The organism is Paenibacillus sp. FSL H7-0331, from assembly GCF_001956045.1.
The window spans coordinates 40,414-63,812 of sequence record NZ_MRTH01000036.1 but is presented as its reverse complement, the minus strand read 5'-3'; the positions used below and the strand labels follow the sequence as shown (position 1 = coordinate 63,812).

Below are 23,399 nucleotides of genomic sequence, written 5' to 3'. Positions count from 1 at the left end.
ACTACAATGACATCAAGCCGAATGGTAAATAACGTTACAGAGCTTATTGGGGATACGCCGGCTGTACGAATTCGCAGACTCGTGGGTGAACACGATGCAGAGGTTTATGTAAAGCTTGAATACATGAATCCGAGTGGGAGTGTAAAGGATCGGGCAGCTTATAATCTGATTCTGCAGGCAGAGTTGGACGGCTCGCTAAAGCCGGGAGCTACGATTATTGAACCGACAAGCGGCAATACCGGTATTGGACTGGCGATGAACGCAGCGGCCAAGGGCTATAAGGCCATTTTAATTATGCCTGATAATATGACTAAGGAACGAATTAATATATTAAAGGCCTACGGTGCGCAGGTGGTCTTAACACCAGCAGCAGAAAGAATGCCGGGCGCCATCCGTAAGGCATTAGAGTTAAGGGATCAAATTAAGGACAGCTTCATTCCGCAGCAATTCGAGAATAAGGCAAATCCTGATATACATCGGACTACAACGGCTGTGGAAATATTAGAGCAAATGGAAGGCAGGCTGGACGCCTTCGTTGCTACCTCAGGGACTGGAGGCACCATTACCGGAACGGGTGAGGTGCTGCGCGAGAAGCTCCCAGCCATCCAAATATACGTAGTCGAACCGAAGGGCTCCCCTGTATTGTCAGGTGGAGAGCCAGGTCCACATAAGCTGGTGGGGACAAGTCCCGGCTTCATTCCAGCAATCTTAAATACGGACGTTTATGATGAGATCGTTCAGGTATCCGATGAGGATGCACTGAATACAACTCGCCAGTTAGCCATTCAGGAGGGAATCCTTGTTGGTCCTTCTGCAGGTGCCTCGGTTTGGACCGCTCTCCAGGTGGCCAAAAAGCTCGGTAAGGGCAAACGGATATTGTGTATTGCACCGGATACGGGAGAACGGTACCTGAGTATGGACATATTTTAAGACAGCTCCTTTCTGAGTAAGAGTTACAGAGTTGATGAAGCACCTCGGAAGAGGTGTTTTTATTTTAGATTTGCATAAAAATTCATTTAAATGTATAATTATAATATAAGAATAACAGAAAGGCGGCGTTAGAAAAGTGGCCAATCAAGGGATACAAATCAAATTGGATAATGAGTGCCCGCTGCAAAGTGATTATCAGGATCTGCTTGCTTCGATATTGGAAGAAGACCATGACGCCAATGTCTTACAATATGAAACCTTTTGCCAAAGCTTTCACATTATTGCAGCCTACGATCAAGGCAAACTGGTCGGGCTTGGCAGAGCTGTTGAGCAAATGGACGGCAGTAAATCAGGGAGTTCAGCCTGTGAACTTACCGTTCTGCAGCAGTATCGTAACCGGGAAGTCGACAGCTATATGCGCAAGCTGCTATCCGTTCGCTAAGTAAGTAAACACTATTCCTCCTGCATCGTTTGCTTTCATAGGTGGACGATCTCCACGAAGCCTCATGTGCGGCAGCCTTTGGGGCTTTTTGCTATGAGCCAAGCCCGGTTAATTTTGTTTTGCAAAAAAGTTGCTGTTGGGTGTAAAATGAAGGAATAAGTTTTTTTAAGCTTACGAAGTAAGTTTTCTTTTGAAAATTATTAGGAGGGTCACCGACAATGGAGCAATTTAAAATTCGCATTATCGAACTGTTGAAGGAAGACGCGAGAAGGTCATCTGCCTTAATAGCGACTATGCTCGGAGCCTCGGAGGCGGAAGTTTCCGTAGCCATTCGTGAGCTGGAGGAAGCGAATGTCATCGTGAAGTACGCGACAGTCGTGAATTGGTCCAAGGTAGATGACGATAAAGTAACAGCTTTAATTGAAGTGCAAATTACTCCGGAACGTGGCCGCGGCTTTGATGCGATTGCGGAACGTATTTATTTATATCCAGAAGTGAAGTCCGTTTATTTGATGTCTGGCGCCTATGATCTGCTTGTTGAAATTGAAGGTAAGACGCTGAAGGAAGTGGCATCATTCGTTTCCAATAAGCTCTCACCGATTGATCGTGTATTATCAACCAAAACCCATTTTATATTAAAAAAATACAAACAGGACGGCATCATCTTCGAAGATAAGGAAGAGGACCCCCGCCTGCTAATCTCCCCGTGAAGGACGATGAGCTATGATTAAGAATAATGAAATACCTTCAACTTCCGTAAAATCCATGTCAGGGTATTTGGCTCCATTGGTGCGGGATATTCCGCCTTCTGGTATCCGGAAGTTTTTTGATTTGGTTAGCGCTAGCAAAGATATTATTTCACTCGGTGTCGGCGAGCCCGATTTTAGTACACCGTGGCATATAAGAGAAGCTGCTGTGTATTCTCTGGAGCGGGGAAATACGAAGTATACGCCGAACGCTGGTTTATATGAATTAAGAGAAGCTATCTCCGAATATTTGTATGATTCCTTTCAGGTTCCCTATGAGCCAAGCGACGAGGTGCTAGTGACGGTTGGTGGCAGTGAAGCTATCGATTTAGCGCTTCGGGCTTTGGTTGTTCCAGGTGATGAAATCCTGATTGCTGAGCCGAGCTATATTTCCTATTCACCGATCGTACGGATCAGCGGAGGCGTCCCGATAGGTATTGAAACCTTTGCCAAAGATGATTTTAAATTAAAGCCGGAAGCGGTAAAAGCTCGCATTACGCCCAAAACCAAGATTTTGATTGTTAGCTATCCCAGTAACCCGACTGGCGGCATCATGAGCTATGAGGATTGGGTGCCGATTGCCAAAATCGCTGAAGAGCATGACTTGATCGTCATATCCGACGAAATTTATGCTGAGCTGACCTTTGAACAAAATCACGTGAGCTTTGCCTCCCTGCCAGGGATGCGGGACCGGACGATTCTGGTTAGCGGATTTTCAAAAGCTTTTGCCATGACGGGCTGGCGTATGGGCTACGCTTGTGGCCATTCCGATATCATCAAGGCTATGCTCAAGATCCATCAGTATACCGTGATGTGCGCTCCAGCAATGGGCCAGGTAGCTGCACTTGAAGCACTGCGCAATGGTATGGAAGAAAAGGATCGGATGGTAGAATCGTATAATCAAAGACGGCGTTTGGTCGTTCATAGCTTTCGGGAAATCGGGGTGCAGTGTCATGAGCCTCAAGGTGCATTTTATGCCTTTCCTTCCATCAGTTCTACAGGCCTAAGTTCGGACGAATTTGCCCAAAGATTGCTGCATGAAGCCAAGGTTGCGGTAGTTCCCGGTGACGTATTCGGGCTGGGTGGAGAAGGCTTTATACGTTGTTCCTATGCCTATTCGGTAAATCAACTGATCGAAGCTATTGATCGTATAGGTAATTTTGTTAGAAAATTATAGTTTCGTCAAAAAATGACAAAATAAGCCCGTTTCCTTCCATCTCAAAAGCTGTTATCTTAATAGTATAGTAGTTTTTGAGAGATGCTAAGGAGGGAGGAATTGACGTGGCTTTTCCAGAGTATCAGCTTGGGCAATATTTCCACATCGGTTGGATACGGGAAAAAGATCAGCAACCAAAGTGGTTATTAAAGACCAAGAAGCATGGCTCTGATTTATTGACGTTAGAAGAAGAAATTAGCAGCTTACGTCAACAGTTGGAGATCCTGGTCATTCTAAGGAAAAGCATGTCATCTCCTGAGGTTGTTGCTTTCAGTACGATTCTTGACGAAAAAATTAATCAGTATATGAACCAGAACAAAAAGGACCGATAGCATTCGGTTCTTTTTATCTTGTAATAGAAAGGAATTGATGAAATGGACAAACTGAAATTATTTATGAAGGCATCCAGATTCCAAGTCATTCCTGTTATGATGATTCCGATTATTCTAGGTGCTTTAGGGGCATATGCGTGGAAGGGTATATTTCATCCGCTGCTTTTTGTTATAACCTTAATTGGCGCCGGAGCTGCACATCTATTTTCCAATATGATTAACGATTTATGGGACTATCGGAACGGTGTCGATGTTGCTGCAGCAATAAACTCGGGTACGATCTCCACAAATTCGGGATTTTTGGCTAATGGCACGTTATCGGAGAAAACCTTTGCTTTCTTAACCTGGGCCTTATTCTCTGTTGCCCTGATATGCGGTTTGGTGCTTGGGTTTTATGCAGGCTGGTGGGTATTGATCTTCGGCGGTCTGGGAGGCTTGATTGCTTATTTCTATGTGGCACCACCGCTCAAGTTTGGCTATAGAGGTAAAGGCTACAGTGAACTGGCTATTTTGTTGTCCTTCGGGATTTTACCGATTATGGGCAGCTATTTTGTCCAGACGATGGAGCTTGATTATCGCGCACTGCTATTATCGCTGCCGATCGGCCTGTTAACCACGTTGATTTTGTTTAATCATCATTTTTTGCATTGGCAATCGGATAAACAAGCGGGTAAACATACTTTAGTCGTGGTATGGGGTGAACAAAGAGCTATTCAGTTTTCACGTTTCCTGCTATTTCTGGCATTCCTTTCGTTATTGGTGTGTGTCATTTTCAACGTGCTGCCTTATTATTCATTGATTGCTTTGGTTACTGTTATTCCTATATACAAGGTATATGGTATGCTGAAGTCAGAGAATCCTTCGGTCGCTTACCTGCCCTTGATGGGAGCTTCACTACGTGTTACAGTCCGCTGTGGGTCGATCATGATTCTGACTCTGCTGGCACATGGGATTTTTCAGTAAATTCAACCAGAGAAAGAGGCGGCTTGGATGAGCAGAGAGCACATATTAGGAGATTTTCATAACATTTTGTCTGACAAGGATGTCTGGAAAATTGGTGGATTTCCGCTGCAGGACGGTTCCTTCTGGAATTATCGGGAGCCAAACGCTGTAGTTATCGTTCGTAATGGAATTTTATATGTACGAGCACCGCTCAGCCGCAAGCATGATCATGTGCAGTTCCTGGACAATGCGAAGCATATGTATTATTCAGTGGATGCTGTTCAGGTGCCGGAAGCAGGCGAGGTCAGCTTTGAACTGCAAATCCGTTCGAGAACAACGGGGACAGCGGCCCACGATTTGTATGATGGTTTTGTTTCACTGAATTTGCTGGATTTTACTACAGGCGCAGCGCTTGATTTTTTTGTGGGAAATGATACTTATGCCAGCGTCTATGGAATTCTTCCTTTTCCTGGCGTCGAGGTTCCGGAGTCGGACAAAACCAGATTCTTTTGTATTTTCAAGGAAGAGACGGATTTTCAGCCTCGAGAGTTCAATACGTATCGAATTACGTATCATCGTGGAAATGACGAGGTTATTTTTGCGGTTAATGGTGTCGAAGTTCGGCGAGAACGGCAGGTGCCAATCAAGTTGAATCAATTCACGGTTGCGCTTGGAATTATGACGGAAAAGGATTTGACTCCTGAGGGCAGCGTATCGGTCCATGGCCAAACGGTTATTGCCGAGTGGACGCCAATTAAAGTGACGTATCAGGATTAAAGGCTGCTGCTTTCCTGAAGTTGTCTCGGTAATAGTAATGATGTGTTTGTGTATGAGATTGGATTCGAGATAAACCTTTGAGCCTGAACGGCTTGGAGGGTGTTTGTCATACGCATTAGTTTTTGTGGAATGATAGCTTTTGTGATAAGATGTGAGGTGAGATTTCAGTACGGACGGCTGGTTGGTTGGTCTGGGAGGAGAGACAGATGAAGGCGAAATTTGCATGTTTAGGGTTGATTTTATTGCTGATTTTGACAGGCTGTGGGGGGCCGAAGGCGGATGTGCCGATATTTATGATGTCGAGCAGTGGCATCCCAAGTGAAGTGGGCGATAAGCTGGAGGCTAGTCTGGTTGAAAAGTTGGGACAAGCACCAACGGTTAAAATACAAACAACGCCTATTTTTTCCATGGAAAAGCTGATCGTTGAAATTGCCGCTGGCGATAACGGAATCATTGTCGTACCTAAGGAGCAGTTCAAGGCGCTCGGTCAGCAGGGCGGTTATGTCAGTCTGGATGCGGTAGCCAAAGCCGAGGATTTCCCTGATGGTGTGATGGAGATCCCCGTGGATGGAAAATCCGGAGGCGTCGAGAAGCATCTCTATGGTATACCTCTGGAACAAACGAAGTGGTTGACAGATTTAAAGCTCAATGGTAAAGATCTGATTGCGTTTGTACCGGCTAATGCGAAGAAGCAGGATCTGGTCATGCAGGTTTTAAAAGTAATTGCCCAAAAATAACAACTTAATAAAGTTTGAACAGGTGCCTGAAAGCTGTCGCTTATCGGGTTAAAAGGGAAGCTGGTGCAAATCCGGCGCGGTCCCGCCACTGTAAAGGAGAAATCACCAATCGGGTACAAACTCTCAAGTCAGGAAACCTGCCTGTTCACTGCAAAGACTGTCCCTTTCGAGGAAAAAGGAGCGTCGCGTTTGAATGATCGCAGGCTCTTCGAGCTTGGTGTAATCGTTTATTTAGCGCATGCCCCTCTTGTTTCTTTGTGAAAAGAAGCGAGAGGTTTTTCTTTTGTTGGGGGAAGCGAGGAAGGAGCTTTAAGATGAAGCTAAGGAATATAAGCAAGATGCAGCGCCACGGTTCGAAGCTGGTTGTGCTGATTAGTATCATCGTGCTGCTAATCATAGCAGGCTGCGGGAATTCAACGGTATCACCAGGCAAGGGAGAGCTTGTTGAACCACCGAAGGCAGGTACTGGCCAGGATTCAAAGCTGCCTAATGGGCAGACAGCAGCCCCAACTGCTAAAGCGACAATCTATCCGCTCAAAGTGAAGGACGCGACAGGAAAGGAATTTATTTTTGACAAAGCGCCCGCCAGACTGGTATCGATTTCTCCAAGTGAGACGGAGACGCTGTTCGCGCTCGGCCTGGGTGAGCAGGTGTACGGAGTATCGGATTTTTGCGATTATCCGGCAGAGGCTTTGAAGAAGCCGAAGATGGGCAGCATCGTCAAGCCTAATGAGGAAGCACTGCTGGCATCGAATGCGGACCTGATTGTTACAGGCGTGTCGATGAAAATACCAGCCGTGGAACAGCTGCGTTCGCTGAAATTGAATGTGTTCAAGGTAGAGCCAAAAACTGTCGACGATGTGTTGAATAATATGCTGCTGTTCGGTCAAATTTTCAATAAGCAGGAACAGGCGGAGAAGCTGGTTGCCGAGATGAAGGCAGATCGCCAAAAGGTGACGGATGCCGTCAAAAACCTGCAGCCGGAGCAGAAAAAACGCGTATTGCTTGAATTCTCACCAGGCTGGACGGTTGGCAAAGGCGAATTCATGGACGAGCTGATTACGTTATCCGGGGGTATCAATATTTATGGAGAAATGGCCGGCTATTCGCAGCTGAATGAAGAAAAGGTGATCGCCGCCAATCCGCAGATTATTTTGTACCCGAGCAATTTGATCGACGACAAATCCAAAAAAACTTTAGATCAAATTATTAAAGAACGCAGCGGCTGGGAAAAAATCGATGCCGTGAAAAACAATCGGATCGTGGGTGTCGACAAAGACTGGATCAGTCGACCGGGGCCACGGATCACACAAGGTCTTGTTGATATTGCCAAGGGCATATACCCGGAATTGGTGAAATAAATGAAGCAAAAGCTGTTGATTTGGGGAGGGGCAGGTATGCTGCTCCTTCTTCTTGCCATTACACTATCCTTATCGATTGGGACGGTCCAGCTCCCTCTACTGCAGGTTTGGGGGATCGTGGCTCACCAGATTCCATTGATAGGCGACCATATATCGGTGAATTGGGAAGCTTCCTCCGAGCAGATTGTCTGGCGGGTACGGTTTCCGAGGGTGGTGCTTGGTGTATTGGTAGGTGCTTCGCTTGGAGTTGCCGGTGCGGCTTTCCAAGGGGTGCTGCGCAACCCACTGGCTGATCCATATACATTAGGTGTTTCCTCAGGGGCCGCTGTGGGTGCTTCCTTCCTGATCTTGTTCGGACTTCAGTTTTCTTTATTGGGCATTTGGACGATACCAGCCGTAGCATTCGGCACAGGCATGGCGTCGCTCTTGACGGTACTGCTGCTAGCCCGTATGGACGGGAAGCTGCAGATCGAAACTGTTATTTTATCCGGTGTTGTGATGCAAGCGTTTTTGGGTGCTTTTGTAGCCTTGATGGTGTCGATGTCGAAGCAGGTTGTCAACGAGATCGTGTTCTGGCTGATGGGCAGCTTGACACTGCGGGGTTGGTCCTATTCTTTGATTTTACTGCCGTATTTGGTGCTTGGTGCTTTGCTGCTGCTGTTGTTTGGACGCGCGATGAATCTGCTCTCCCTGGGAGAAGCCCAAGCCGCGCATATGGGGGTTAACGTCGAACGCACCAAGCTGACGGTATTGATCGCAGCTACCTTGGTAACCGCAGCTGCTGTATCCGTATCGGGCGTCGTTGCGTTTGTTGGATTGATTGTCCCCCATTTACTGCGTCTATTGGTTGGACCGGATTATCGGCTGCTGCTGCCGCTATCATTGATTGGAGGCGCCCTCTATGTGCTGAGTGCCGATACGCTGGGCAGGATGTTGCTAAGTCCCACGGAAATTCCACTTGGCGTGGTGACCGCATTTCTCGGTGCGCCGTTTTTTGTTTATTTGCTGCGCAAGAGCAGGCGACGAGCGCGATAGATTGTAATGAATCGTGTGGGTTGTTATCTAGTAATTATGGTGAGTTGTAAAAGTAGATAGTTATCTGAGAGCTGCAACAGTGATCGGAGGAAGGGTTTGCTTGCGAAGCGCCTCCATGCTGCAAAAAGTGTGCGTGTAGAAGGCCAGTGAGATGGGGTGAATTCAATGCCTGAAATTGGCGAAATGGCGATCATTCAAGTGGATAATGTCAGTAAAGCATATAGAACGCAAACGGTGTTGGAGCAGGTCAGCTTCACCGTAAAGCCTGGAGAATGTTTCGGTATTATCGGCCCGAATGGCAGCGGCAAATCATCGCTGTTAAAGCTGTTATCCGGTATAGACAAGCCAGATACTGGTCGTGTACTGTTGGAAGGCCGAATAGCTCATTCGTATCCTCGTAAGCAGTTGGCGCAATGGATGGCTGTGCTGGAGCAGGATTCGCTGCCTCCGCTTGGTTTCACGGTGCGGGAGATGGTTGCCATGGGCCGTTATCCCTTTCAGAACTGGTTGGGTGATGAATCGGCTGCAGATGTTGAACCACTGATTGAACATATCCTGCAGCGGCTGCAGCTTGAAGTGCTGGCAAATCGCACAGTGGACCGATTAAGTGGAGGGGAACGGCAGCGTGTTGCGCTTGGCAAGCTGATGGCGCAGCAGCCGCGTTTGCTGTTGTTGGATGAGCCAACGACTTATCTGGATATTGGCTATCAGCTGCAGATGATGGAATGGATTCGCGACTGGCAGCTGAAAGAGCAGCTAACCGTTGTTGCTGTACTCCATGATTTGAATCTGGCAGCACAATATTGCGACAGGCTGCTGCTCATGGAGGCTGGCAGGATCGTAACCATTGGTCGGCCCAGGGAAGTCATACATAGCGAGCTATTGGAGCCGGTGTATCATACCCGTCCTATTGTGCTGGAGCATCCGATATATGAAGTTCCACAAATTTTGCTTCATGCAGACAGAAAAAATAGCCGTATAAAAGGGGAAGAATGAGGATGCCTACATCACTGGAAACGATGATTTCAGCTATTCAACCGATAAATTTGGATGCTGTTCAAGCTGCGTCAGATCATTTGGATCAGCTAACGAAACCGCCGGGAAGTCTCGGCAAGCTTGAGGAGATAGCCAAGCAGCTGGCAGGTATTACAGGGATAACGGTTCCAAAGATCGGTAAAAAGGCAGTCATTGTCATGGCAGCCGACCATGGCGTGTGTGAGGAGGGAATTAGCGCTTTTCCATCTGAGGTTACTCAGCAAATGGTACTGAATTTCTGCAGCGGTGGGGCTGCTGTGAATGTATTGGCTCGTCATGCCAATGCCGATGTGGTCTGTGTGGATATCGGAGTGAATGCTCCATTGGAGCACCCTTTGCTGTATTCACGTAAGGTGCGCTTTGGAACTGCCAATATGGCCAAAGGGCCTGCGATGACAGAGCAGGAAGCGCTCCAGGCAATCCAGGTCGGTACTAAACTGGTTGAAGAGCTGGCAGCACAGGGATATACGTTGTTTGCAACTGGCGAGATGGGTATCGGTAACACGACAGCAAGCTCTGCCATATTAGCTGTATTAACGGAGGAAGAGATTAAGCACACGGTAGGACGCGGGACGGGTATAGATGATGAGCGATTGCAGCATAAGCAAGCTGTTATTGCGCGCGCCATCGAGCTCAATCAGCCGGATAAGGATAATGCTCTGGACGTTCTTGCCAAGCTGGGAGGGCTGGAAATCGCAGGGCTAACCGGGGTAATTCTTGGTGCGGCATTGCATCGTTGTCCGATTGTGATAGATGGATTTATTTCCTCAGCTGCGGCACTTGTAGCAAGTCGAATTGCGCCGCTGAGCGTTTCTTATATGATTGCTTCCCATCAGTCGCAGGAGAAAGGGCATGAACGCTTGCTGGAAGCCATCGGATTGTCTCCAATGCTGCATATGGATATGAGGCTTGGTGAAGGTACAGGAGCTGTGCTGGCATTCCCGATTATAGAAGCAGCACTCAAGATTATGATGGAAATGGCTACATTCGCAAGTGCCGGTGTTTCACAAACGGATAATCAAACAGACTCTTAACAACTGGAGGGGCTTCCATGCTCGTATTGGTGACAGGTGGCGCGCGCAGCGGCAAAAGCTCCTTTGCCGAGGCCTATACCGCTAAGCTTGGTGATCGGGGATTATACATCGCTACAGCACAAGCTTATGACGATGAAATGAAGGAGAGAATTGGGCTGCACCGTCAGCAACGAGAAGAAACGGGTTTTGAATGGACGACTTTAGAAGAACCTCTGCTTCTGACAGAAGCCTTGCAGTCATTCAAGAACAAGAATGATGGAAAAAAGGAAACCGATGAAGCTGTTATTTTGGTTGACTGCCTGACCCTATGGCTAAGTAATTGGCTGTTGAAGGTCGAGCAGATGCCAGATATGGAGCAGCTTTTGCGAGCAAAGCTGGATGAATTGGTTGCTGTTTGTCAATCCGTTGCCAGCCAAGGAAAACATTTGATTCTTGTTACGAATGAAGTTGGCTATGGTCTCGTTCCAGAGTACAAGCTGGGTAGGCAATTCCGGGACCTGTCGGGTACGATGAACCGATTGTTGGCCAACGCGGCAGATCAGGTATTTCTGGTTACGTCCGGGATTCCGGTGGAGCTGACAAGCTTACGCTACAAGTTGTAGCATCAAAAAGGAGATGGCAGGTGGACATAGGTGTTGTTGTATTCTTGGCAAGAAACGGCGATCATGCTATTGGCTGCCATTATGATTGATTGGTGGATTGGAGATCCACGTTGGCCAACACATCCTGTGATTCGCATAGGACAGTGGATCAGCTGGCTGGAATCGAAGCTGCATCGGGAGAATGCCACGGCTGTATCCAGGCAGGCACAACGGCTGAAGGGGATTGTACTGCTGGTCTCGACGCTTATGTTTACATTTCTCGTGATGTATACGCTGCTGCTTGTCGCACGTTGGATTCATCCATGGCTCGGTTACACGGTGAATGTCTGGTTCATTTCGACAACGATTGCAATTAAAGGTCTCAAAGATGCGGCTATGCAGGTGTATCGTCCTCTCCAGCTTGATCAGATGGAGGAAGCAAGAAAGTACGTCGGTTATATCGTTGGTAGAAATACCTCTGAGCTGGACGAACCAGAAATTACGAGAGCAACGGTGGAGACTGTAGCGGAAAATATCGTCGATGCTGTTGTGTCCCCGTTGTTTTTTGCCCTACTGGGCGGTGCGCCCTTGGCGATGCTGTATCGTGCGGCGAACACGCTGGATTCGATGGTTGGTTATCGAAACGATAAATATCTGTATTTCGGCTGGGCATCGGCGAGATGGGATGATGTGATGAACTGGCTGCCTGCTCGTGTCACCGGCTTCTTGCTGGTAATGGCCGCAGCTGTCCAAAGAGGCTGCTCCGCTGTCAGGGCAGTCCGGTCGATCGTACATTTTGCAAGACTGCATCCAAGTCCCAACAGCGGAATTCCTGAATCGGCAGTGGCGGGTGCACTCGGTATCGAGCTTGGAGGCGTGAACGTCTATCATGGGAGGACAAGTGAGCGGGCTCGGATGGGCTGGCCGCTGCGTGAACGAGGTCGATCCGATATTATTAATACAATCCAATTGTTATATGTGGTTAGTTATTTGATTGCGGGAGGGTTGATATGCGCACTATGCTGGGCTTGGTGGTAAAGATGCTGGCGGCCTGTGCAGCAGCCTTTCAATTTTTGACTAGACTCCCGGTTCCGATTCAGCTGCAATATGACAATGCTTTATTTCGCAGAAGTGTGATCTTTTATCCGCTTGTAGGTACGGTTCTCGGACTGCTGCTTAGCTTGACGGGATTGCTGCTGCAAGGCTATGGACTGCCTGACGGATGGCTATCGGGCGGTATTGGGTCCAGCAGTGTTGTTGCCGCGCTCCTACTCGTATTATGGGTGGCCATGACAGGAGCCCTTCATTTGGATGGTCTGATGGATACTGCAGATGGTATCTTCAGCCATCGTTCACGCGAGCAGATGCTGGAAATTATGAAGGACAGTCGAGTCGGCGCCATGGGCGTGGTTGGCTGTATGCTGCTGCTGCTCTGCAAGTGGACACTACTTCAGCAGTGGCTGACGCTTCCCGTTGGAACCTTTGCTTACATGCTGCCACTCTCTGCTCTTTGGAGCCGCTGGTATATGGTAGTGGCGATTGCTTGTTGGCCTTACGCAAGGAATGAGGAAACGAAACGTGGACTGGGTTCTTTTTTTCGCGGAATTGGTTGGAAGCACTTATCGATACATACGGCTTTGGCTATAGCTTTGTCCCTTCTGCTCGCTGGCTGGCATGAAGGTGAATGGATCTCTAGTCAGGCGCTTATGGCAACGGGTGTGGCGCTGCTGAGCACACTGCTGATCGGTGTAGGCATGAGTATGTACTTAAACCGTAAGCTTGGCGGGCTGACAGGAGATACCTATGGTGCAATGAATGAAATTGTGGAAACAGCCCTGCTGCTGATCATCTATCTGGTTGTTCGTTAACAGAAGCATGCTTCGGCCATAAGGAAAGAATGTCCGTTAATAGGGAATCAAGGTTGTGTGTATCAGGATTGGGAGGATGGAATCATGTTAGAAAAGTATGGTCATGGCGGCGATTTATGGACGGCAGCAGAAACTTTCGGCAAAACCAAGAATCAATTTCTTGATTACAGCTCGAATATGAACCCGTTGGGTCCACCTGCTGTCGTGGAGCAGATTCTGCGGGATCATTGGCGCGATATGGCTGCCTACCCTGATCCGGCTGTAAGGGAACTGCGCGGCAAGCTGGCCGAGAGATATAAGATACCCGTCGAATCTGTTCTTGTAGGTAATGGGGCGGCCGAACTGATTGATCTGGCTGTAAGAGTGCTTCAGCCTGCCGTGATGGCAGTAGCAAGACCTTCATTCACGGAGTATGAGGAAGCTGCGGAAAAGATGGGCGGCCGCATTTTGAATGTACCTCTGCATGCACATCACGATTTTGAGCTGCAGCTGTCCGATGTAGAGTATGCGCGTGCCGCTTCAGATTTGTTATTTCTGGGGTCTCCTAATAATCCGACAGGAAGGCTATTATCTGAACAAGTGAGAGCATATTTAGCGAAGTCTGGTAAGCCGGTCATTCTCGACGAGGCATTTATCGATTTTTGCCCTGAGGAAGAGCAATTGACCATGATACGAATTGCAGCACAATCCAGTCATCTGATGGTCATTCGCTCGATGACGAAGTTTTACTCCATCCCAGGATTGCGGCTCGGCTTTATTGTGGCACATCCGGAGCAAATTAGCCGGCTGCAGCGGTTGCAGGTGCAGTGGAGTGTCAACATGCTGGCTCAGCTTGTTGGCATCGGTGTGATGAAGGATCACGATTATGAACAAAGCACGCATAACTGGTTAGCCAAAGAACGCCCATGGATGATCGGTCAGCTGCAGCAGCTTGGTCTCCAGGTAACGCGGAGCGATACGAATTATATTTTATTTTCGCTGAGTGGTCTTGGGTTGAAGGCGAAGGAACTGCAGCAGGAAATGGGACAGCGCGGCATATTAATAAGGGATGCTTCCCGATTTCATGGGCTGGATGAGACCTATGTCCGTGTAGCTATTCGATTGCGAGAGCATAATGAGCGGTTGATCGCAGCGCTGCGGGATTCACTTGAAGCGTTGGCAGCACGGCAGTCGATAATGGAACGTAATTGGATAAAGTCCGATGCTGTTGACCAAGGTGATATCGTGCAAGTTAAGAATACGCCAAGCAATGAAGCAGAAGGTCATCCTTTGAAAGGGGCAAGAAACGCAGCCGGACTTCCGCTGAAGCTGCAGCAGGCACCGACGCTGATGGTTCAAGGGACTTCCTCGGATGCGGGTAAAAGTCTGATTACGACCGCCTTTTGCCGTATTTTTCTACAAGACGGTTACCTGGTTGCTCCATTTAAATCGCAAAACATGTCGCTCAATTCATATGTCACATTGGATGGCAAGGAAATTGGACGCGCACAGGGGATGCAGGCGGATGCCTGCCGGATTGCGGCAACAACCGATATGAACCCGATTTTGCTCAAACCGAAAAAAGATATGGTCGCTCAGGTCGTAGTTCACGGCAAACCTTATCGTGACTATGATGCACGCACGTATCGGGAAAAGTATTTGCCCGAAGCGGAGCTGATCGTCAAGGATTCCTTGCAGCGGCTGCGTGAGACTTATGATCTTGTTGTGATTGAAGGAGCCGGAAGTCCTGCTGAGGTTAATCTCAAGGACCGTGATATCGTCAACATGCGGCTGGCTGGCTGGGCAGATGCTCCGGTTGTGCTGGTTGCGGATATCGACAGGGGGGGAGTCTTTGCATCACTGCTCGGTACGATGGAAATATTTACACTCGAGGAACGGGATCGTGTGAAAGGCTTTATTATCAATAAGTTCCGTGGTGATGTAACGCTTTTGAAGCCAGGCCTGGATTGGCTGGAGGCGCGCACAGGCAAGCCGGTGCTTGGCGTAATTCCCTTTTTGCCGGATCTTGAGCTGGAGGATGAGGATTCTGCATCCCTGGATCGGAAGCTGTCTGCCGGAGGGCTGCAAAGGCGCTCTAAAGAAACCGATGGTTATGCAGATGGTACAGAGCATCCGAAGCTTGATATTGCTGTCATCAGGCTTCCACGCTTGTCCAACTTTACAGATGTGGACCCGCTTCTCTATGAGCAGGATGTGCAGGTGCGTTATATTAGCTCACCACAGGAGCTTGGAGCTGCGGATGCGATCATGATTCCAGGCAGCAAAAACACGGTCGATGACCTGCTTTTTTTAAGAGAGACCGGATTGGAAAAAGCATTGCTTGAGCACGCGCGGCAAGGCGGGCATATCGTCGGCATATGCGCAGGGTATCAAATGCTGGGTGAACGGCTGCTCGATCCGCTGCATTCCGAGTCTGACCGTCCCGAGACCGAGGGCATGGGTCTACTGCCGCTCGAGACGACTTTTGCAGCAGATAAGCGTACAGTCCGGACCTCTGGCACGACCCGCCTGTTTGCTGCTGAGGACGAGTTGTTTACGATAAGCGGCTATGAAATTCATATGGGACAGACGCGTTTTTTGCGTCCGGTCGTACATCCTTTTCAGCTTCAAGAAGAGCAGGGGGAGCTGGCACCGCATCCGGATGGAGCGATTACGGACAACGGCAAAGTATGGGGGACATATGTACATGGGATTCTGCATAATGATGCATTTCGCAGAGCCTGGCTGAATGAGCTGCGAAGCAGTAAGGGTTGGGAGCCCAAAGGAATTGAGCTTGCTTTTCAAGCACGCAGGGAAACGGCGTTCGATCGGCTGGCCGATCATGTCAGAAGTCATTTGGATATGGCACGTTTATATGAGATGATAGGCGTAGATACGCAAGGCTAATTACAAGCACTTATACAAGTTATAGAACTTGTTTCAAAAGAAGAAGATATTGATCTTATTCATAGAGGAGGCTGAACGATGAAAATTTATACACGAACTGGTGATGCCGGGCAGACCGGAGTTATTGGGGGCAGAGTGGATAAGGATGATGTGCGTGTGGAAGCGTACGGAACTGTGGATGAATTAAAATGCTTTGTCGGTCAGGCGATGGGTTTTCTGGACAAGGATAAATTTGAGGATTTGCTCAATGATTTGCTGGAAATTCAGCATGAGTTGTTTGATTGCGGCTCGGATCTGGCACTGCTCAAGCAGGAGCTTCGCCCTTACAAGGTAACCGCTGAAATGGTAGACCGGCTGGAAGCATGGATTGATAAGTACGACGCGGAAACACCGGATATTACGAAGTTTATTTTGCCGGGAGGAAGTCTTGCTTCTTCCACACTTCATGTATGCCGGACCGTGTGCCGCCGGGCTGAGCGTCGTGTCGTTACACTGGCTCGTACACAACCGATCAATGAAGAGGTGCGCCGTTATTTGAACCGTTTATCCGATTTCTTTTTTACCGTTGCCCGTTTGGCCAACAGCCGCATAGATGTGAAAGATATTGAATATGCGCGCAGCGCTAACGTGTTTCGACGCAAATGAGCAGCTATTACGAGCCTTTAACGTACACGGTTTCAGTGGAAGAAGACGGCTTTTATCTGAAAACGATTTTGCAAAATCGAATGTATGTGTCCCGCAAGTTGTTGTCCCGATTGAAGCTTACCGAGCAGGGGATTTTACTTAATGGGCAGCGTGAATACATCAGCGTCCGCGTTCATACCGGAGATGTGATTGAGGTCCGCATGGAACAGGAGGAGTCCGAGGACATCCTGCCGCAGGAGCTGCCGCTTGATATACTTTTTGAGGATGAGCATCTATTGATCGTCAACAAAGCGGCTGGGATGATCGTGCATCCAACTCATGGTCATTATGTCAACACGCTGGCCAACGGGGTTGTCCATTATTGGCAGCAGCAGGGTAAGAGCTACCGCTTTCGCCCGATTCATCGCTTGGATCAGGAGACGTCCGGTACGCTGGCTATAGCCAAAAACCCGTTTGTGCAGCAGCAGGTGTCGGAGCAAATGAAAGCCAATCTGGTGAAAAAGGAATACGTAGCGCTGCTGTACGGCGTTATGGAGCAGGATGAGGGTACCGTGAACGCGCCTATTGACCGAGACCATGAGCAGCCTCATATTCGAATCGTGACGGAGTCCGGTTATCCAGCGGTAACGCATTATAAAGTGGAGCAGCGCTTCGAGGAAGTGACACTGGTGCGTCTATGGCTGGAAACCGGACGTACCCATCAAATCCGCGTGCATATGCAGCATCTTGGACATCCGCTGGTTGGCGATAAGCTCTATAAAAGGCAGCAGGCAGAGCTAAACGAACAGACAGCTGCGGACTTGGTTGAAACCGATCTAAAGGATTCTTTGACAGGGGCAGCACTCGATGAACCTTCAATATCGGATAAACATGCAACGCTTGTCCTGGAGCGGCATGCCTTGCATGCCATTAAGCTTGGATTTAACCACCCTGCTACAAAGCAGTGGATTGAGTTTCATGCCCCATTGCCCTTTGATATCGAGAGTTATATGGCACAGCTGCAAGGTTAACTGACCTTGGGAGAGTTACTTGAAGCTTTAGTATAAACTTTCAACTCCTCGATAATAGTCGCGCTGAGGCCACTGTTTTTTTCGAAAAGCACACCGTAGCTATGGTAGCTTAGAGAGGATTGCTGCCATCTCAAATAACCGACGACGGAGATATCCTTATCGGTAAAGTTAAACCCGATCTGTATTTTAATGCGATTGGCTTTGCAATTCAGATTTAGCTTACTTTCGATTCTACAGCCATTTCTGCTTAAATCTATCAGCTTGGCATATACGATTTTGCTCGTTAGGACAGAACCATTAATCTCCGTAATTTCAAATGAACAGTCTACAGGTTTAGTGAAAATATAACGGAAGGGTTCTTTTCTCCGACTTGTAAACATGAATAGACCTCCAATATGTATCAAATTCTATATACTATTCTATACAAATTGTATCATCGGGGCTGTCCAATATCCATGAGAGGTTATGTAGGGTCGTGTCGAAACCAATGAGAGCTATTGAAGGGTTTTGTCGCATATTAAAAGTAAATTAGACCTACAGTGTTTTAAGCTGTAAGTCCAATTCGCTATATATAAAGATAAGGGATGTTTATAATATAACGGATAGATATGAATCTTATATGAGAAAGTGATTAAATTTACGTTAATTTTTATATGATAGATGAATCCTGTATAATAAACACTAGTAGATGGAAGGATGATCAGCTTGACTGCTCCCAAAAAAGTTCTTATATATCATTATCCTAAGTGTGGCACTTGCCGGAATGCGTTGAAATCCTTACAGCAAAAAGGTGTGGAGGTTGAGAAAATCGATTTGTTCGAAACCCCGCCTGAGCGAGAGCAACTGAAAAAGATGATTGAACAAAGCGGCCTTGAGATTAAAAAGTGGTTTAATACTTCTGGCGAGGTTTATAAAGAGCAAGGTCTCAAGGATAAGCTGCCGCAAATGACAGATGAGCAAAAGATTGAGTTGCTGGCTTCCAATGGACGTTTGATCAAGCGGCCTATCGCCACCGATGGCACCCATGTAACCGTCGGTTATAAAGAAGAGCAATATGAACAGGAATGGGGCCAATAACAGTGCCACCAGAGTAAGTTATAGAGGAGAGTGACCGTTGTTGCAGCGTAAGAAAAAAAATAAGAAAAATCCCTTCTGGCTGCTCGGATCAGGGTTGGTTTTTATATTGGCGCAAGGCAAATGGTTAATTGGATTATTAAAGGTCGGTAAGTTCGGCGGCGCATTTTTATCCATGCTGATTTCCATTGGTGCTTATGCATTGCTGTTTCCCTGGAGCTTTGCTATCGGATTCGTACTCTTGATTTTTGTGCATGAAATGGGGCACGTGATTGCTGCGAAGCAAAAAGGTTTACCCGTTTCGGCGCCTATGTTCATTCCGTTCCTAGGGGCCATGATTAGCATGAAGCGCCACCCGAGGGATGCGGTTACGGAAGCGTATGTGGGGATTGGTGGACCCGTACTGGGTACAGTGGGGGCATTGGTCGTGTTTGGCCTGGGTTATTATTTAAATAGTCCATTCCTGTATAGCCTGGCGCAGGCTGGCTTTCTGATCAATTTGTTTAATTTGATCCCGATTCATCCGCTGGATGGAGGAAGAATTGTAACAGCTGTCTCCAGATGGCTGTGGCTGGTTGGTTTGATCGGGGGGCTTGTGCTGATCATTTACAACTTTAATATTATTTTGTTAATTATTTGGGCGCTGTTCGCTTACGATTTGTATAACAAATATGTCAAGCATCGGAAAACAGGCAGTGAACCTCGAGCTATTGCAGCGAGCTTTTTGATTCCGGCAGAGCCGTTGATTGAGCAGGGCTACCTGATTCCAGGTGAGGAGCATAAGCGCGAGCTGCCATTCCTGACCTACTCGGATCTGGAAGGACAGCAATTTGTAGAGGTCAACTGGGAAGGCTTGAATTTCCATGGAACTATTGCGCTCGGAAGACAAGCTTTGATCCGCCGCACACACGTAGTTCGATTGGAACGATTGAAGAAAGAGGATGGTCTCTATTTGATGGTTCATATTCAGGTAGATTACGAGCCTTTTGAAAATGATAAATATTATGAAGTGCCAACAGCGTCCCGTTGGAAATTTGGAATCGCCTATTTGGCGCTTGCCGGATTTTTATATGGCATGATGACATTCGTACAAAAGCTGAGTCAGGCTTCATCAGGGTTGTAAGGTTGTAAGGGTTACTTAAGCTTATGGGAGGCATATATGAAACGATTTCAATCACAGCGGTTATCCTTATTGGGTTCCGCTATTTTTTCTGAAATGGCACAGTGGAAGGAAGAGGTTATTGCAAGCGGCCTTGATGTGATTGACCTGGGTATCGGCAGTCCGGACCAGCCGCCTTCAGAGCGGGTCATGCAAGCCATGGAGCAGGCTGTACGCAAGCCTGAGAATTATGGATATCCTACCTCCGAGGGAAGCTTGGCTTTTCGCGAGACGGTAGCGCGTTGGTATCAATACCGGTTTGGTGTACAACTGGATGCAGCGACAGACATTATCACATTGATGGGCTCGCAGGATGGTCTGGCACATTTGGCTATGGCGGTTACCGATCCTGGTGATGTGGTTCTGCTCCCGGACCCCGGTTATCCGATCTATGCGGGAAGTCTAGTGCTGGCTGGCGTGACTCCCTTTTTCCTGCCGCTTAGAGAGGATCATGATTATTTGCCTAAGCTTGAGGACATTCCAGAGGAAACAGCTCGTCAAGCCAAATTTATTTTGGTTAATTATCCGAGCAATCCTTTATCGGCGGTTGCGCCGCGACATTTTTTTGAACGGCTGGTTGCTTATGCGAAGCAATACGAGCTGTTGATTGTGCATGATTTTGCATACTCGGAGCTAGCATTTGATGATTTTCAGCCTATTAGCATTTTGGAGATCGAGGGCGCAAAGGAGGTTGCTGTCGAGTTTCATTCTTTGTCCAAAAGCTTTAATATGGCTGGCTGCCGAATCGCCTTTATGGTAGGTCAGCCCGATGCCGTCCACGCGCTTCGCCTGCTGAAATCCAACATCGATTATGGGGTGTTTAAGGCTGTGCAGGAAGCAGGCATTGCCGCTTTGGAGGAGGATATGGAGCAGGAGCATTCGGTTGCTGCCCTGTATGAGAAACGTCGCGATATCGTGATTGACGGGCTTGCTGCTGTTGGCTGGACCATACCCAAGCCCCGAGCAACGATGTTTATTTGGGCGCGTATTCCTGAGGGCTGGACTTCTCGACAAATTTCCCGGGAAATGCTGTATGCGGTTGGTGTGGTGGTCATTCCAGGAGATGCATTTGGTTCAGAGGGTGAAGGCTATGTTCGGATTGCGCTGGTGCAGGATGAAGACAAGCTGAAAGAAGCTGTAAGGCGTATAGGTGAATTTTTGCGGGAACGGCCTGTGTACAATTCTAATCAATAGATACTTAAAGATGTCATAAAATCATACTCTTGGTTGTCATTAAATTGCAATTCAAACTTCGATCTAAACATGCTACTATGTAACCAAGTCATTATTTTATAGGAGGCATACATACGTGTCGAATGTAGTAAAAGTAGGAATAATCGGTTGTGGAGGCATTGCCAACGGTAAGCATCTACCAAGCTTGTCCAAGCTGGGAACAGTTGAGCTTGTCGCTTTTTGTGACATTGTTGTGGAGAAAGCCCATGAAGCGGCTAAACAATATGGTGTCGCAGGAGCTAAGGTTTATGAAGACTATACCGAGCTATTAAAAGACGGTTCGATTGATGTAATCCATGTGTGTACACCGAATGATTCGCATGCTGAAATTTCCATCGCAGCCTTGGAGTCAGGCAAGCATGTTATGTGTGAAAAGCCGATGGCTAAGACGGCAGCTGACGCTCGTCGTATGGTGGAGGTTGCCAAACGTACAGGCAAGAAGCTGACAGTTGGCTACAATAATCGTTTCCGTCCGGACAGTTTGTATTTGAAGCAGGTTGCTTCGAATGGTGATTTGGGCGATATTTATTTTGCCAAGGCCCATGCGATTCGTCGTCGCGCTGTACCTACATGGGGTGTGTTTCTTGATGAGGAAAAGCAAGGCGGAGGTCCGCTGATTGATATTGGTACACATGCTCTGGATTTGACACTTTGGGTGATGGACAATTATGAGCCGAAGGCTGTTCTCGGTACTACTTTTCACAAATTGTCGCAAAAAGAGAACGCTGCCAATGCATGGGGATCATGGGATCCGAAAAAATTCACGGTTGAAGATTCGGCCTTTGGTATGATCACGATGAAAAATGGCGCTACGATCATTCTCGAATCCAGCTGGGCATTGAATACGCTGGATGTGAAGGAAGCCAAATGTACCTTGAGCGGTACTGAAGGCGGAGCAGATATGGAAGACGGCTTGCGTCTGAATGGCGAAAAGCATAGCCGCTTGTATAAGAATCAAATCGAGCTGGGCACAAAAGGCGTGGATTTCTATGACGGCAAGCAAGAAAGCATGCAGGATACCGAGCTTCGTCTATGGATTGATGCGGTCATCAATGATACGCAGCCGATTGTAACGCCTGAGCAAGCATGCGTCGTTTCGGAAATTTTGGAAGCTATTTATGAATCCGCAAAAACCGGCAAAGCCATTTACTTCGAATAATAAAACAAGCTAGAGGAGGAAGCAGTCTTGATCAACGTTGCTATATTAAGCTTCTGGCATGTTCATGCCAAAGATTATACACGTGATGCTACCGAGCATCCCGATACGCAGGTTGTCGCATTGTGGGACGAAGATGCTGAACGTGGACGTAAGGAAGCGGCAGAACGCGGCTTCAAATTTTATGAAAATTTGGATGAATTGCTGGCACAGCCGGACATTCAGGGCGTTGTAGTGGTAACGCCTACGAACGTGCATCGCGATGTTATCATTGCGGCAGCCAAAGCAGGCAAACATATTTTCACAGAAAAAGTCGTTGCTACAACGCTTCATGAGTGCAATGAGATTCTCGCAGCTATCGAGGAAGCGGATGTTAAGCTGACAGTGTCGCTGCCGCGCTTGAACGAGTACTATACACGTGCTGTACAGGATATTTTAAGCCAGGGGCTGCTTGGTGATGTGACGTTGGTTCGTACCCGACTTTCTCATAATGGAGCCATACCTTCGGAGCGGGCAGCGAACGGTTGGCTTCCTGAACGCTTCTTTAATCGGGAGCAGTGCGGCGGTGGGGCCATGATCGATTTGGGCTGCCATCCGATGTATTTGGCTCGTTTGTTTCTTGGACTTCCCGAGAGCATCAGCGCCAATTATGGTTATGTAACCGGCAAGGAAGTTGAGGATAATGCGGTTTCCGTACTGCGTTACGCGAATGGTGCCTTAGCCGTCGTTGAAGCGGGCTTCGTTAATGCGTTCTCGCCTTTTGTCATCGAAGTACATGGTACTGAGGGAAGTCTGCTGTATTCCACACACGATAACAAGTTGCTGGTTCGCAGTACGAAGCAAGGACCGTATGTGAAGGAGTGGCAGGTTCAAACCGAGCTTCCAGAAAGCAGTCCTATAGCATTCGCCCAATGGGTCAGCCATATACAAAATGGAACAACAGCTGATGAAAATATTCAGCTTGCTCTGGACCTGACACGTTTGATGGAGGCTTCGAATCGATCTTCCCAATCGGGGGCTGCATTCAAGCTGAGTGATTTGGCTGAGTAATCAGACACATAGATGCGGTAAAGAAACCTTGGTATATTACAAAAAGAAAGGCTTGTGCGTAACTGGTGAATCAGCCAGAGTCGCGCGGCCTTTTCCCATTTATGGTTGCTCAGATGGAAGGAAATGAGGAGGTAAGTAGTTTGGAGATAC

24 protein-coding genes and 1 riboswitch are annotated in these 23,399 nt (G+C 47.9%); of the genes, 23 read left to right on the top strand and 1 reads right to left on the bottom strand.

Annotated elements, in window-relative coordinates; genetic code table 11:
- Positions 1-6 precede the first annotated feature (6 nt).
- From cysK to BK127_RS33075, 18 genes are all read left to right on the top strand, one after another.
- On the top strand, positions 7-930 hold the full coding sequence (gene cysK, locus BK127_RS33160; RefSeq protein ID WP_076236378.1) for a cysteine synthase A: 924 nt from the start codon (positions 7-9) through the stop codon (positions 928-930).
- 136 nt (positions 931-1,066) lie between these two features.
- Positions 1,067-1,372 (top strand): hypothetical protein, encoded by a 306-nt coding sequence (locus tag BK127_RS33155; RefSeq protein ID WP_076236377.1) that lies wholly within the window; start codon positions 1,067-1,069, stop codon positions 1,370-1,372.
- A 218-nt stretch (positions 1,373-1,590) separates the two neighbouring features.
- Positions 1,591-2,082, top strand: a complete 492-nt coding sequence (locus tag BK127_RS33150; protein ID WP_076236376.1) for an Lrp/AsnC family transcriptional regulator — start codon at positions 1,591-1,593, stop codon at positions 2,080-2,082.
- A 13-nt stretch (positions 2,083-2,095) separates the two neighbouring features.
- Positions 2,096-3,295, top strand: coding sequence for an aminotransferase class I/II-fold pyridoxal phosphate-dependent enzyme (locus BK127_RS33145; RefSeq protein WP_076236375.1), 1,200 nt, complete (start codon positions 2,096-2,098; stop codon positions 3,293-3,295).
- A 104-nt stretch (positions 3,296-3,399) separates the two neighbouring features.
- Positions 3,400-3,666 (top strand): aspartyl-phosphate phosphatase Spo0E family protein, encoded by a 267-nt coding sequence (locus BK127_RS33140; RefSeq protein ID WP_076236374.1) that lies wholly within the window; start codon positions 3,400-3,402, stop codon positions 3,664-3,666.
- 42 nt (positions 3,667-3,708) lie between these two features.
- A complete protein-coding gene (locus BK127_RS33135) occupies positions 3,709-4,629 on the top strand; it encodes a prenyltransferase (RefSeq protein ID WP_076236373.1) in 921 nt (306 codons plus the stop codon).
- A gap of 27 nt (positions 4,630-4,656) precedes the next feature.
- Positions 4,657-5,385: a DUF6081 family protein gene (locus tag BK127_RS33130; protein WP_076236372.1), complete on the top strand. Its 729-nt coding sequence runs from the start codon at positions 4,657-4,659 to the stop codon at positions 5,383-5,385.
- Positions 5,386-5,591: 206 nt separating this feature from the next.
- Positions 5,592-6,122 (top strand): hypothetical protein, encoded by a 531-nt coding sequence (locus tag BK127_RS33125; protein WP_076236371.1) that lies wholly within the window; start codon positions 5,592-5,594, stop codon positions 6,120-6,122.
- Between the two features lie 3 nt (positions 6,123-6,125).
- Positions 6,126-6,281, top strand: a riboswitch (cobalamin riboswitch).
- Positions 6,282-6,436: 155 nt separating this feature from the next.
- Positions 6,437-7,483, top strand: coding sequence for an ABC transporter substrate-binding protein (locus BK127_RS33120; RefSeq protein ID WP_256711552.1), 1,047 nt, complete (start codon positions 6,437-6,439; stop codon positions 7,481-7,483).
- Positions 7,484-8,518, top strand: a complete 1,035-nt coding sequence (locus tag BK127_RS33115) for a FecCD family ABC transporter permease (RefSeq protein ID WP_076236370.1) — start codon at positions 7,484-7,486, stop codon at positions 8,516-8,518.
- Positions 8,519-8,683: 165 nt separating this feature from the next.
- Positions 8,684-9,514: an ABC transporter ATP-binding protein gene (locus tag BK127_RS33110; RefSeq protein WP_372237398.1), complete on the top strand. Its 831-nt coding sequence runs from the start codon at positions 8,684-8,686 to the stop codon at positions 9,512-9,514.
- Positions 9,515-9,516: 2 nt separating this feature from the next.
- Positions 9,517-10,587: a nicotinate-nucleotide--dimethylbenzimidazole phosphoribosyltransferase gene (gene cobT, locus BK127_RS33105; RefSeq protein WP_076236369.1), complete on the top strand. Its 1,071-nt coding sequence runs from the start codon at positions 9,517-9,519 to the stop codon at positions 10,585-10,587.
- Between the two features lie 17 nt (positions 10,588-10,604).
- Entirely contained in the window at positions 10,605-11,189 is a 585-nt protein-coding gene (cobU, locus tag BK127_RS33100; protein ID WP_076236368.1) for a bifunctional adenosylcobinamide kinase/adenosylcobinamide-phosphate guanylyltransferase, read from the top strand.
- A gap of 30 nt (positions 11,190-11,219) precedes the next feature.
- Positions 11,220-12,206: an adenosylcobinamide-phosphate synthase CbiB gene (gene cbiB, locus BK127_RS33095; protein WP_076236367.1), complete on the top strand. Its 987-nt coding sequence runs from the start codon at positions 11,220-11,222 to the stop codon at positions 12,204-12,206.
- On the top strand, positions 12,179-13,036 hold the full coding sequence (gene cobS / locus BK127_RS33090; RefSeq protein WP_076236366.1) for an adenosylcobinamide-GDP ribazoletransferase: 858 nt from the start codon (positions 12,179-12,181) through the stop codon (positions 13,034-13,036). The genes cbiB and cobS overlap by 28 nt, the downstream gene beginning before the upstream one ends.
- 84 nt (positions 13,037-13,120) lie before the next feature.
- Positions 13,121-15,922 carry a cobyric acid synthase gene (locus tag BK127_RS45600; RefSeq protein ID WP_076236365.1) on the top strand — a complete coding sequence of 934 codons (2,802 nt, stop codon included), beginning with the start codon at positions 13,121-13,123 and terminating at the stop codon, positions 15,920-15,922.
- 78 nt (positions 15,923-16,000) lie between these two features.
- Positions 16,001-16,567 (top strand): cob(I)yrinic acid a,c-diamide adenosyltransferase, encoded by a 567-nt coding sequence (locus tag BK127_RS33080; RefSeq protein WP_076236364.1) that lies wholly within the window; start codon positions 16,001-16,003, stop codon positions 16,565-16,567.
- Positions 16,564-17,577, top strand: a complete 1,014-nt coding sequence (locus BK127_RS33075; RefSeq protein ID WP_076236363.1) for an RluA family pseudouridine synthase — start codon at positions 16,564-16,566, stop codon at positions 17,575-17,577. The genes BK127_RS33080 and BK127_RS33075 overlap by 4 nt, the downstream gene beginning before the upstream one ends.
- Here the strand turns inward: BK127_RS33075 and BK127_RS33070 are convergent.
- Positions 17,574-17,957: a PilZ domain-containing protein gene (locus BK127_RS33070; protein WP_076236362.1), complete on the bottom strand. Its 384-nt coding sequence runs from the start codon at positions 17,955-17,957 to the stop codon at positions 17,574-17,576. The two genes, BK127_RS33075 and BK127_RS33070, sit on opposite strands and share 4 nt — an antisense overlap.
- Positions 17,958-18,273: 316 nt before the next feature.
- Between BK127_RS33070 and BK127_RS33065 the strand changes: the two genes are divergently transcribed.
- The 5 genes from BK127_RS33065 (at position 18,274) to BK127_RS33045 (ending at position 23,249) form a co-directional block, all read left to right on the top strand.
- Positions 18,274-18,654 (top strand): arsenate reductase family protein, encoded by a 381-nt coding sequence (locus BK127_RS33065; protein WP_076236361.1) that lies wholly within the window; start codon positions 18,274-18,276, stop codon positions 18,652-18,654.
- Positions 18,655-18,691: 37 nt separating this feature from the next.
- Positions 18,692-19,774: a site-2 protease family protein gene (locus BK127_RS33060; RefSeq protein ID WP_076236360.1), complete on the top strand. Its 1,083-nt coding sequence runs from the start codon at positions 18,692-18,694 to the stop codon at positions 19,772-19,774.
- Positions 19,775-19,810: 36 nt separating this feature from the next.
- Entirely contained in the window at positions 19,811-21,004 is a 1,194-nt protein-coding gene (locus BK127_RS33055) for an aminotransferase class I/II-fold pyridoxal phosphate-dependent enzyme (protein WP_076236359.1), read from the top strand.
- Positions 21,005-21,119: 115 nt separating this feature from the next.
- Entirely contained in the window at positions 21,120-22,202 is a 1,083-nt protein-coding gene (locus tag BK127_RS33050; RefSeq protein ID WP_076236358.1) for a Gfo/Idh/MocA family protein, read from the top strand.
- Positions 22,203-22,229: 27 nt separating this feature from the next.
- Positions 22,230-23,249, top strand: a complete 1,020-nt coding sequence (locus tag BK127_RS33045; RefSeq protein WP_076236357.1) for a Gfo/Idh/MocA family protein — start codon at positions 22,230-22,232, stop codon at positions 23,247-23,249.
- Positions 23,250-23,399 lie beyond the last annotated feature (150 nt).

Excerpts from the sequence above, each read along its gene's own strand:
- cysK (WP_076236378.1), top strand. The coding sequence starts at position 7 with ATGACATCAAGCCGAATGGTAAATAACGTTACAGAGCTTATTGGGGAT.
- BK127_RS33150 (WP_076236376.1), top strand. The coding sequence starts at position 1,591 with ATGGAGCAATTTAAAATTCGCATTATCGAACTGTTGAAGGAAGACGCG.
- BK127_RS33145 (WP_076236375.1), top strand. The coding sequence starts at position 2,096 with ATGATTAAGAATAATGAAATACCTTCAACTTCCGTAAAATCCATGTCA.
- BK127_RS33135 (WP_076236373.1), top strand. The coding sequence starts at position 3,709 with ATGGACAAACTGAAATTATTTATGAAGGCATCCAGATTCCAAGTCATT.
- BK127_RS33130 (WP_076236372.1), top strand. The coding sequence starts at position 4,657 with ATGAGCAGAGAGCACATATTAGGAGATTTTCATAACATTTTGTCTGAC.
- BK127_RS33125 (WP_076236371.1), top strand. The coding sequence starts at position 5,592 with ATGAAGGCGAAATTTGCATGTTTAGGGTTGATTTTATTGCTGATTTTG.
- BK127_RS33120 (WP_256711552.1), top strand. The coding sequence starts at position 6,437 with ATGAAGCTAAGGAATATAAGCAAGATGCAGCGCCACGGTTCGAAGCTG.
- BK127_RS33115 (WP_076236370.1), top strand. The coding sequence starts at position 7,484 with ATGAAGCAAAAGCTGTTGATTTGGGGAGGGGCAGGTATGCTGCTCCTT.
- BK127_RS33110 (WP_372237398.1), top strand. The coding sequence starts at position 8,684 with ATGCCTGAAATTGGCGAAATGGCGATCATTCAAGTGGATAATGTCAGT.
- cobT (WP_076236369.1), top strand. The coding sequence starts at position 9,517 with ATGCCTACATCACTGGAAACGATGATTTCAGCTATTCAACCGATAAAT.
- cobU (WP_076236368.1), top strand. The coding sequence starts at position 10,605 with ATGCTCGTATTGGTGACAGGTGGCGCGCGCAGCGGCAAAAGCTCCTTT.
- cobS (WP_076236366.1), top strand. The coding sequence starts at position 12,179 with ATGCGCACTATGCTGGGCTTGGTGGTAAAGATGCTGGCGGCCTGTGCA.
- BK127_RS45600 (WP_076236365.1), top strand. The coding sequence starts at position 13,121 with ATGTTAGAAAAGTATGGTCATGGCGGCGATTTATGGACGGCAGCAGAA.
- BK127_RS33080 (WP_076236364.1), top strand. The coding sequence starts at position 16,001 with ATGAAAATTTATACACGAACTGGTGATGCCGGGCAGACCGGAGTTATT.
- BK127_RS33075 (WP_076236363.1), top strand. The coding sequence starts at position 16,564 with ATGAGCAGCTATTACGAGCCTTTAACGTACACGGTTTCAGTGGAAGAA.
- BK127_RS33070 (WP_076236362.1), bottom strand. The coding sequence starts at position 17,957 with ATGTTTACAAGTCGGAGAAAAGAACCCTTCCGTTATATTTTCACTAAA.
- BK127_RS33065 (WP_076236361.1), top strand. The coding sequence starts at position 18,274 with ATGATCAGCTTGACTGCTCCCAAAAAAGTTCTTATATATCATTATCCT.
- BK127_RS33055 (WP_076236359.1), top strand. The coding sequence starts at position 19,811 with ATGAAACGATTTCAATCACAGCGGTTATCCTTATTGGGTTCCGCTATT.